Source organism: Roseateles aquatilis, from assembly GCF_002205645.1.
GTDB classification, from domain to species: domain Bacteria; phylum Pseudomonadota; class Gammaproteobacteria; order Burkholderiales; family Burkholderiaceae_C; genus Roseateles; species Roseateles aquatilis.
Map to the genome: position 1 here is coordinate 228,992 of NZ_NIOF01000009.1, position 9,686 is coordinate 238,677.

The window sequence follows — 9,686 nt, forward strand, 5'->3', positions numbered from 1 at the left end:
CATCCTCCCCCTATGAATTGGCCTTATGAGTTGCAAGTCGGCTGGCGTTACACGCGAGCCGGGCGCGGAGGGCGTCGCAACCGTTTCATCTCCTTCATTTCCGGCGTGTCCATGCTCGGCATCGCGCTGGGCGTCGCCGCGCTGATCATCGTGTTGTCGGTGATGAACGGCTTCCAGAAGGAGGTGCGGGACCGGATGCTGTCGGTGATCGCGCACGTGGAGCTGCTCAACGCCACCGGCGAGGGCCTGCCGGACTGGCGCACCGTCGCCGCGCAGGCGAAGGAGAACGCCCAGGTGGCGGGCGCCGCGCCGTTCGTGTCGTCGCAGGCCCTGATCGCGCGCGGCCAGGACATGCGGGGCGCGGTGGTGCGCGGCATCGATCCGGCGCTGGAGCCGGCGGTCACCCCGATCGCGGCGCAGCTGGCCAAGGAAGGGCTGCTGCAACGCCTGCAGCCGGGCCAATGGAACATGATCCTGGGCGTGGAGCTGGCGCGCCAGCTCGGGGTCCAGAAGGGCGACAAGATCACGCTGGTCGCGCCCGCCGGGCAGGTCACGCCGCTGGGCGTGCTGCCGACGCTCAAGCAGTTCAACCTGGTCGGCGTCTTCGAGGCCGGGCATTACGAGTACGACAGCGGCCTGGCGATGATCCATGTCGACGACGCCGCCAAGCTGTTCCGCACCGGCACGCCCAGCGGCGTGCAACTGAAGCTGCACGATGTGCAGTTGGCCCGCGAGGTCGGCGCCGAGCTGCAACGCACGCTGGGCCCCGGCATCTACGTCCGCGACTGGACCCGCACCAACGCCAACTGGTACGACGCGGTGCAGGTCGAGAAACGCATGATGGGCATCATCCTGACGCTGATCGTGGCCGTCGCCGCGTTCAACCTGGTGTCGACGCTGGTGATGACCGTCACCGACAAGCAGGCCGACATCGCCATCCTGCGCACCCTGGGCGCCAGCCCGCGCTCGATCATGGGCGTGTTCATGATCCAGGGCGCGCTGGCCGGCGTGATGGGCACCTTCGGCGGCCTGGGGCTGGGCCTGCTGATCGCGCACAACCTCGATGTCATCGTGCCCTTCATCGAACGGCTGCTGCACACCACCTTCCTGCCGGCCAGCATCTACGTCATCAGCCACATGCCCAGCGACCCGCAGTGGGCCGACATCGTGCCGATCACCGTGACCTCCCTGATCCTGGCGTTCGTCGCGACGCTGTATCCGAGCTGGCGCGCCAGCCGCGTCCAACCGGCGGAGGCGCTGCGTTATGAATGAGGCACAGGCGAACGGGGAGTACACGCTCGAAGGGCTGGCCGCGATGGCCGAGGCGACCACTGGTCGCGTCGTGCTGCAGGGGCTGGGCCTGGGCAAGCGCTTCGTCGAGGGGCCCCTGGACGTGCAGGTCTTCCAGCGGCTGGACATCACCGTCAAGGCGGGCGAGACGCTGGCCGTGCTGGGCGCGTCGGGCTCCGGCAAGAGCACGCTGCTGCACATCCTGGGTGGGCTGGACAAGCCGTCCGCGGGGCGCGTCGAGCTGATGGGCCGAGACTTGTCCTCGCTCGGCGAGAAGGCCCGCGGCGACTGGCGCAACCAGCACCTGGGCTTCATCTACCAGTTCCACCACCTGCTGCCGGAGTTCAGCGCGCTGGACAACGTCGCGATGCCGCTGCGCATCCGCCGCATGCCGCAGGAGCAGGCCCGCGAGCAGGCCGCCGCGGTGCTGACGCGCGTCGGCCTGGGCGCCCGCGTGCAGCACCGGCCGGGCGAGCTGTCCGGCGGCGAGCGCCAACGCGTGGCCATCGCCCGCGCGCTGGTGACGCGCCCGGCCTGCGTGCTGGCCGACGAGCCGACCGGCAATCTGGACCGCTCCACCGCCGCCACCGTTTTCGACCTGATGCTGGAAATGGCGCGCGAGCAGGGCACCGCCTTCGTCATGGTCACGCACGACCAGGACCTGGCCAGGCGCTGCGAGCAGCAACGCCGGCTGGTCGCCGGCGCGCTGCAGCCGCTGGCCTGAGCCCCGCGGCGGCGGCCGAGGCTGGGTTGCCCGATCGCGAGGCGTGAGGCCCGCCGCCGCCCCTGGGCCAGGGGCGGCCGCCACCGGTCGCTGCATTAGGATGCGAGCCATCATGAGCGCCTCGACCCAGTCCCCGGAATCCGCGTCCACCCGCTTCATCCTGAAGCTCAGTTGCCCCGATCAGGCCGGCATCGTGCACGCGGTGACCGGCATCCTGCTGGAGCAGGGCGCCAACATCCTGACCTCGGCCCAGCACGGCGACGCCGACCATCGCCGCTTCTTCATGCGCATCGAGTTCGAATGCGCCGAGGCCCGCACGGCGACTTCGCTGAGGGCGGCCTTCGCGCCGCTGTCGGAGCGCCTGGCGATGGACTGGGAACTGGTCGACGCCGCGCGCAAGACGCGCGTGCTGCTGCTGGTCTCCAAGCTCGGCCACTGCCTGAACGACCTGCTGTTCCGCGTCCAGACCGGGCACCTCGCGATCGAGATCCCGGCCATCGTCTCCAACCACCGCGACTTCTATCAGCTGGCCGCGTCCCACGACATTCCGTTCCACCACCTGCCGCTGCTGCAGGCGAGCGAGGACCAGAAGCAGGCGCAGGAGCGCAAGCTGCGCGAGCTGATCGAGGAACAGCGCATCGACCTGGTCGTGCTGGCGCGCTACATGCAGATCCTGTCGCCGGAGATGTGCCGCTTCCTGGAAGGCCGCGCGATCAACATCCATCACAGCTTCCTGCCCAGCTTCAAGGGCGCGCGCCCGTACCACCAGGCCCATGAGCGCGGCGTGAAGCTGATCGGCGCCACCGCCCATTACGTGACGTCCGACCTCGACGAAGGTCCGATCATCGAGCAGGACGTGGCCCGCATCGATCACAGCATGACGCCCGACCAGCTCGTGGCCATCGGCCGCGACGTCGAATGCGTGACGCTGGCCCGCGCGATCCAGTGGCACGCCGAGCACCGCGTGCTGCTCAACGGACATCGCACGGTCGTCTTCCGCTGAGGGCGGGCGCGCTTGATGTGGACCGACACGCACTGCCACCTGGACGCGTCGGAGTTCGACGCCGACCGTGACGCGGTCGTGGCCCGCGCGCGCGCGGCGGGTGTGTCGCAGATCGTCATTCCGGCGGTCGTGGCGGGGAACTTCGAGCGGGTGCGGATGCTCGCCCACGAGCACGGCTTCAGCTACGCGCTGGGCATCCATCCGCTCTACGTGATGCAGGCGCGCGAGGACGACCTCGCGCTGCTGGACCGCCAACTGGCCGAGCATCGCGACGACCCGCGGCTCGTCGGCATCGGCGAGATCGGCCTGGACTTCTTCGTCGAGGGGCTGGACGCGGCGACGCAGCAGCACTTCTACCTGGAACAGCTCAAGCTCGCGAAGCGTCACGCGCTGCCGGTGATCCTGCACGTGCGGCGCAGCGCCGACCAGTTGCTCGGCGGCCTGCGTCGCATCGGCCTGACGACCGGCGGCATCGGCCACGCCTTCAACGGCAGCCGGCAGCAGGCGGATGCGTTCCTGGCGTTGGGCTTCAAGCTGGGTTTCGGCGGCACGGTGACCTTCGACCGCTCGCTGCAGATCCGGCGGCTGGCCGCGGAACTGCCGGATGACGCGCTCGTCGTCGAGACCGATGCGCCGGACATTCCGCCGCATTGGCTGTACCGCACCGCCGAGCAGCGCGCGGCCGGCGCCACCTCGCGCAACGAGCCCGGCGAGCTGCCGCGCATCGGCGCCTGTCTGGCCGAGTTGCGTGGCTGGACGCCGGAACGGGCCGCCGAGGTCACGCGGCGCAACGCGCGGGTGGCGTTGCCGCGGCTGGCGGCGCTGGACGCCGCGAGCTGACACGCGGGACGACCCATGAATGACCGCAGCGCCGTGGACGATGCCGACGCGCCCCGCTGGCAAGGCCTGGCCCCGGTGCACGCGCCGGACGCGCGGTGGCTGCTGCTGGGCAGCTTCCCGGGCGTCGCGTCGCTGCGGGCGCAGCAGTATTACGGCCATCCGCGCAACCAGTTCTGGCGCCTGGTCGGTGACGTGCTCGGCATCGATCTGGTGGCGATGGCATATCCGGAGCGCCTCGCCGCGCTGCGGGCGCACCGCGTCGCCGTCTGGGACGTGATCACCGAGACCGAGCGCGAGGGCAGCCTCGACAGCGCGATCCGCAACCCCTTCGCCAGCGACCTGGCCAGCCTGCTCGCGCGGATGCCGGCGCTGCGTACGATCGCCTTCAACGGCGGCACCGCGGCGCGCTTCGGGCTGCGCCAGCTCGGGCCGCTCGCGGCCCGTTACCGCGTGCTGAGCCTGCCGTCGTCCAGCCCCGCCTACACGATGCCCTACGATGACAAGCTGAAGGTCTGGCGGGAGCTCGCCGGTCCGTGAGGCGACAACAGCCGGGCCGCGTCGGCCCCGGCGCGGGGAACGACACAGTGAGCAAAGACCGGGACCACAAGAAGAACAAGGGCGGCAGGAAGACCGAGTGGGTCGAGGCCACGCTCAGCGAATTCGACGGCGTGCGTTTCCTGCATCTGGACTCGATCTGGGTGCAGGGGGCCATGCGCATCAAGAAGCCCGAGAAGCTGGAGCTGGAATACGTCCAGCGCATGATGGCCTGGATGCTGTGGCGCGACACGCGCGAGCTGACGCAGGGCCAGGCGGTGCAACTGGGGCTGGGCGCGGGCGCGTTGACGCGCTTCTGCCGCAAGCAGCTCAAGATGAAAACGACCGCGGTCGAGCTCAACCCGACCGTGATCAGCGCCTGCCGCCACTGGTTCCACCTGCCCGACGACGACGATCGCTTCCGGGTGCTGAACGAGGACGCCGGCGAGTGGGTCGCCGACGCCGCCAACTGGGGCACCGCGCAGGTGCTCAACGTCGACCTCTACGACCACGAGGCGGCGGCGCCGGTGCTCGACGACGAGGCGTTCTACGCGAACTGCCATCGCGTGCTGGCCGACGGCGGCCTGATGACGGTCAACCTGTTCGGCCGCAGCGCCAGCTTCGCGCGCAGTGCGGCGCGCATCGCCAAGGTCTTCGGCTCCGACCAGGTCTGGCACCTGTCGCCGACCCGCGAGGGCAACACCATCGTCGTGGCCGGCCGCGGCGTGACGGTGCCGGAGCGCGAGGTGCTGGAGCAACGCGCCGCTAACATCGAGGCGCGCCATGAGCTCCCCGCGAGCAAGTGGCTCAAGCTGGTCCGGCCGCTGCCGATGAACGTCATCCAACAGATCCGCGAGCAAGCATGAAGAGCCCCACCCCCCAAGGCGCCGGGCCGGTCGGCACCGCGCCGGCCGCCGAGCCCACCGCCGCGGCGAGCCGCGCGCCGGTCGCCCCCATGGCGTCCGTGGCCAAGCCCAAGGCGGGGGAGGGGGGCGCGAAGCTGGAGTGGCGCGCGCTGCTGCACTGGCTGGCCGAGGACGGCCTGATCGATGCCGCGCAGGTGCGGCACACCGAGAGCCGCTTCGCCGCCGGCCAGAGCGCGCTCCATCCACTGGTGCGGCTGGCCAACGCGGGGCTGGTGCGCGCGTCCGGCAACCGGCCGCTGGACCTGGAGTCGCTGACCGAGTGGCTCGCGGGGCGGCTGAAGCTACCCTACACGCGCATCGATCCGCTCAAGGTCGACGTCGGCCGCGTCGCCGACGTGATGTCCGCCAGCTATGCCGAGGCGCGCCGCTGCCTGCCGATCCAGGTCGGCCTGACCGACGTGACGATCGCGACCGCCGAGCCGCTGGACACGAGCTGGGTGCCGCAGATCGAATCCCACACGCGCAAGCGCGTGAAGCTGGTGCTGGCCAATCCGCTGGAGATCACGCGCTTCACGACCGAGTTCTTCACGCTGGCGCGCTCGGTGCGCGCGGCGACGAAGAGTGGCGAGATCAACCAGCCGGCCAGTTTCGAGCAACTCGTCGAGCTGGGGCGCAGCAACCGGCAGCTCGACGCCAACGATCAGGGCGTCGTGCAGGTCGTGGACTGGTTGTGGCAATACGCCTTCGACCAGCGTGCCAGCGACATCCACCTGGAGCCGCGCCGCGAGATGGGCGTGATCCGCTTCCGCATCGACGGCGTGCTGCACACGGTCTACCAGTTGCCGCCGTCGGTGATGAGCGCGATGACCTCGCGCATCAAGCTGCTCGGGCGCATGGACGTGGTCGAGAAGCGGCGCCCGCTCGATGGCCGCATCAAGACGCGCAACCCCGCCGGCGAGGAAGTGGAAATGCGGCTGTCGACGCTGCCCACCGCCTTCGGCGAGAAGATGGTGATGCGGATCTTCGATCCCGACACGGCGGTCAAGGACCTGTCGCAGCTGGGGTTCTCGGGTCACGACGCCGAGCGCTGGAACCGGCTCACCGCGCGCCCGCACGGGATCATCCTGGTGACGGGGCCGACCGGCAGCGGCAAGACGTCGACGCTGTATTCGACGCTGAAGCGGCTGGCGACCGACGAGGTCAACGTCTGCACCGTCGAGGATCCGATCGAGATGATCGAGCCCGCGTTTAACCAGACGCAGGTGCAGGCCGCCATCGACTTCAACTTCGCCGAGGGCCTGCGCGCGCTGATGCGCCAGGACCCGGACATCATCATGGTCGGCGAGATCCGCGACCTGGAGACCGCGGAGATGGCGATCCAGGCGTCGCTGACCGGCCACCTGGTGTTCTCGACGCTGCACACGAACGACTCCGCCTCGGCCATCACGCGCATGGTGGACCTAGGCGTGCCCAACTACCTGATCGACGCGACCGTCATCGGCGTGCTCGCGCAGCGGCTGGTGCGCACGCTGTGCCCCGCCTGCAAGGAGCCGGACCCGGACGTGACGCGGGAGTCGCTCAACGAGATGCTCAAGCCGTGGCGGCTCAACGGCGGCGTCAAGCCGTACCGGCCGGTGGGCTGCCTCGATTGCCGCAACACCGGTTATCGCGGCCGCGCGGGCCTTTACGAGCTGCTGATGCTGACCGACAGCGTCCGCAAGCACCTGCATCCGGACACCGACATGACGGCGTTGCGCCGCCAGGCCGTGCAGGAGGGGCTGCGTCCGTTGCGGCTGGCCGGCGCGATGAAGGTCGCCGAGGGGCTCACCACGATGGACGAGGTGCTGCGCAGCACGCCCACCTGGGAAGCCTGACGCGCGGACCCGGCTCCGGGCGTGCGTGCGCCGCTCGCGGACGGGCATGCCTGGACCTCAGGCGGATGGGCGGCTTGCGGGCGGCGATCTTCACGCCATCATTACGTGATAACCGCAGAATTCTCACGGGGGCTCCTTCCTAGAATCGCCGGCATTCAAAGCCGCTAGAGGTTCCCTCGATGAAGATCAAGAGTCAACGCGACTTCTGGTCAGGGCTGTTGTTCTTGGTCGTTGGCGTCGCGTTCGCGTGGGGCTCCCTGGCCAACTACAGCTTTGGCACATCGGCCCGTCCCGGGCCTGGTTATTTCCCTTTCGGGCTCGGCGTCCTGCTGGCGCTGCTCGGTGGCGTGGTGCTGTTCAAGGCGCTGACCATCGAATCCGAGGACGGTCAGCCGATCGGCGCCGTCGCCTGGAAGCCGCTGCTGGTGGTCGTCGGCGCGATCGTGCTGTTCGGCTTCGCGCTGCCGCGACTGGGCCTGGCCGTCACGCTCCCCTTGCTGATCATCGTCTCGTCCTTCGCGAGCGACGAGTTCCGCTGGCGCGATGCGCTGCTCAGCAGCGTCATCCTGACCGCGGGCAGCTGGGCGATTTTCGTGTGGGGGCTGAGCCTGGTGATCCCGGTGTGGCCGACCTTCCTGGGCGGTTGAGGAGACACGCATGGATCTGATCGACAACCTGATGCTGGGGTTCCAGACGGCGTTCACGCTGCAGAACCTCCTTTACGCCTTCGGCGGCGCCGTGCTGGGCACCTTGATCGGCGTGCTGCCGGGCCTGGGCCCGGTCGCGACGATCGCGATGCTGCTGCCGTCCATCTACTCGCTGGACGCGACGCCGGCGCTGATCATGCTGGCCGGCATCTATTACGGTGCGCAGTACGGCGGCTCGACGACCGCCATCCTGATCAACGTGCCGGGCGAGTCCTCGTCGGTGGTGACCGCGATCGACGGCTATCAGATGGCCCGCCAGGGTCGGGCCGGCGCCGCGCTGGCGGCCGCGGGCCTGGGCTCGTTCTTCGCCGGCTGCGTGGGCACGGTGATCATCGCGGCCTTCGCGCCGCCGCTGACCGAGCTGGCCTTCAAGTTCGGCCCCGCCGAGTACTTCTCGCTGATGGTGCTGGGCCTGATCGGCGCCGTCGTGCTGGCCTCGGGCTCGCTGATCAAGGCGATCTCGATGATCGTGCTCGGCCTGCTGCTGGGGCAGATCAACACGGACGTGATCTCCGGGACGCCTCGCTTCTCGTTCGACATCCCCGAGCTGACCGACGGCATCAACTTCGTCGTGATCGCGATGGGCATCTTCGGCTTCGGCGAGATCATCGCGAACCTGGGCCAGCCGGCCGAGCATCGCGAGGTCTTCACCAAGAGCGTGAAGGGCCTGTGGCCGACCAAGCAGGACTTCCACGACGCCTGGCCGGCGGTGGTGCGCGGCACGGCGCTGGGTTCGGTGCTGGGCGTGCTGCCCGGTGGCGGCGCGCTGCTGGCCTCGTTCGCGGCCTACACGCTGGAGAAGAAGGTCGCCCGGGACCCGAGCCGCTTCGGCAAGGGCGCGATCCAGGGCGTGGCCGGTCCCGAGTCGGCCAACAACGCCGGCGCGCAGACCTCGTTCATCCCGATGCTGACGCTGGGCATCCCGCCCAACGCGGTGATGGCGCTGATGGTGGGCGCGATGACGATCAAGGGCATCCAGCCCGGCCCGCAGGTGATGACCAGCAACCCGGAGTTGTTCTGGGGTCTGGTGGCCTCGATGTGGGTGGGCAACCTGATGCTGGTGATCCTGAACCTGCCGCTGATCGGCATCTGGATCAAGTTGTTGACCGTCCCCTACCGCTTCCTGTTCCCGGCGATCGTGGTGTTCTGCTGCATCGGCACCTACACGCTGAACAACAACAACTTCGACGTCTTTATGACGGCGGCGTTCGCGGTGGTCGGCTACATCTTCTACAAGCTGAGCTGCGAGCCGGCACCGCTGCTGCTGGGCTTCATCCTTGGCCCGATGATGGAAGAGAACCTGCGCCGCGCGCTGCTGCTGTCGCGCGGTGACTGGAGCACCTTCATGCTGCGCCCGCTCTCGGCGGGGCTGCTGATCGCGGCGGCGCTGATGGTGGTGGTGGTGATGCTGCCGTCCATCAAGAACAAGCGCCAAGAGGCCTTCCAGGACGATTGACGCCACGCGGGCCACGACCCGCAGAAGCGCTCCGTCCATCAGGAGACGCTGCCTTCCGGTTGGAAGGCGCCCGACGAGGGCCCGCTCATGCGGGCCCTCGTCGTTTCCAAACAAGGACTTGCGGCGATGTTGTGCGAGGGGCGCTCGCCTCTGAAAAACTGCTGCCGTGGCTCTTGCGAGCCGTTCTTTTACTGTGCTACAGTCACGGTCTTCGCTGCACAGACATCTGTCTTGCAGCGGTCCCTGGAGGAACTGCTGGGGATGTCAGGTGATGAACCGGGCTTGGCCCGGTTTTCATTTGGCGGCGAGATTCTCGCAGTCGACGATGAAATTAATTTCGCAGACTGCTTGACGGATTCGAAAGAAATCGTTCATAATCTCGCTTCTGCGCT

General features: G+C 68.8%; 10 protein-coding genes. All 10 read left to right on the plus strand.

The annotated features are described in order from the left end of the window. The first annotated feature begins 12 nt into the window (after positions 1–12). Positions 13–1,272, plus strand: coding sequence for a lipoprotein-releasing ABC transporter permease subunit (locus CDN99_RS18880; protein WP_088386429.1), 1,260 nt, complete (start codon positions 13–15; stop codon positions 1,270–1,272). A 43-nt stretch (positions 1,273–1,315) separates the two neighbouring features. Further along, a complete protein-coding gene (locus CDN99_RS18885; protein WP_088386454.1) occupies positions 1,316–2,014 on the plus strand; it encodes an ABC transporter ATP-binding protein in 699 nt (232 codons plus the stop codon). Between the two features lie 112 nt (positions 2,015–2,126). Beyond that, entirely contained in the window at positions 2,127–3,017 is an 891-nt protein-coding gene (purU, locus tag CDN99_RS18890) for a formyltetrahydrofolate deformylase (RefSeq protein ID WP_088386430.1), read from the plus strand. Between the two features lie 15 nt (positions 3,018–3,032). Then, complete coding sequence (locus CDN99_RS18895; protein ID WP_088386431.1) at positions 3,033–3,857, plus strand: TatD family hydrolase; 825 nt, start codon at positions 3,033–3,035, stop codon at positions 3,855–3,857. 15 nt (positions 3,858–3,872) lie between these two features. Continuing rightward, on the plus strand, positions 3,873–4,394 hold the full coding sequence (locus CDN99_RS18900) for a DNA-deoxyinosine glycosylase (protein ID WP_088386432.1): 522 nt from the start codon (positions 3,873–3,875) through the stop codon (positions 4,392–4,394). Between the two features lie 47 nt (positions 4,395–4,441). Beyond that, positions 4,442–5,257 (plus strand): spermine/spermidine synthase domain-containing protein, encoded by an 816-nt coding sequence (locus CDN99_RS18905; RefSeq protein WP_238139594.1) that lies wholly within the window; start codon positions 4,442–4,444, stop codon positions 5,255–5,257. Positions 5,258–5,346: 89 nt separating this feature from the next. Next, entirely contained in the window at positions 5,347–7,131 is a 1,785-nt protein-coding gene (gene tfpB / locus CDN99_RS18910; RefSeq protein WP_088386456.1) for a type IV pilus assembly ATPase TfpB, read from the plus strand. Positions 7,132–7,310: 179 nt separating this feature from the next. Beyond that, positions 7,311–7,778 carry a tripartite tricarboxylate transporter TctB family protein gene (locus CDN99_RS18915; protein ID WP_088386433.1) on the plus strand — a complete coding sequence of 156 codons (468 nt, stop codon included), beginning with the start codon at positions 7,311–7,313 and terminating at the stop codon, positions 7,776–7,778. Between the two features lie 10 nt (positions 7,779–7,788). Next, positions 7,789–9,294 (plus strand): tripartite tricarboxylate transporter permease, encoded by a 1,506-nt coding sequence (locus CDN99_RS18920; RefSeq protein WP_088386434.1) that lies wholly within the window; start codon positions 7,789–7,791, stop codon positions 9,292–9,294. Between the two features lie 87 nt (positions 9,295–9,381). Next, the coding region (locus tag CDN99_RS29365; protein ID WP_238139595.1) for a hypothetical protein at positions 9,382–9,686 on the plus strand (305 nt) is incomplete at its 3' end.

Excerpts from the sequence above, each read along its gene's own strand:
- CDN99_RS18880 (WP_088386429.1), top strand. The coding sequence starts at position 13 with ATGAATTGGCCTTATGAGTTGCAAGTCGGCTGGCGTTACACGCGAGCC.
- CDN99_RS18885 (WP_088386454.1), top strand. The coding sequence starts at position 1,316 with ATGGCCGAGGCGACCACTGGTCGCGTCGTGCTGCAGGGGCTGGGCCTG.
- purU (WP_088386430.1), top strand. The coding sequence starts at position 2,127 with ATGAGCGCCTCGACCCAGTCCCCGGAATCCGCGTCCACCCGCTTCATC.
- CDN99_RS18895 (WP_088386431.1), top strand. The coding sequence starts at position 3,033 with ATGTGGACCGACACGCACTGCCACCTGGACGCGTCGGAGTTCGACGCC.
- CDN99_RS18900 (WP_088386432.1), top strand. The coding sequence starts at position 3,873 with ATGAATGACCGCAGCGCCGTGGACGATGCCGACGCGCCCCGCTGGCAA.
- tfpB (WP_088386456.1), top strand. The coding sequence starts at position 5,347 with ATGGCGTCCGTGGCCAAGCCCAAGGCGGGGGAGGGGGGCGCGAAGCTG.
- CDN99_RS18915 (WP_088386433.1), top strand. The coding sequence starts at position 7,311 with ATGAAGATCAAGAGTCAACGCGACTTCTGGTCAGGGCTGTTGTTCTTG.
- CDN99_RS18920 (WP_088386434.1), top strand. The coding sequence starts at position 7,789 with ATGGATCTGATCGACAACCTGATGCTGGGGTTCCAGACGGCGTTCACG.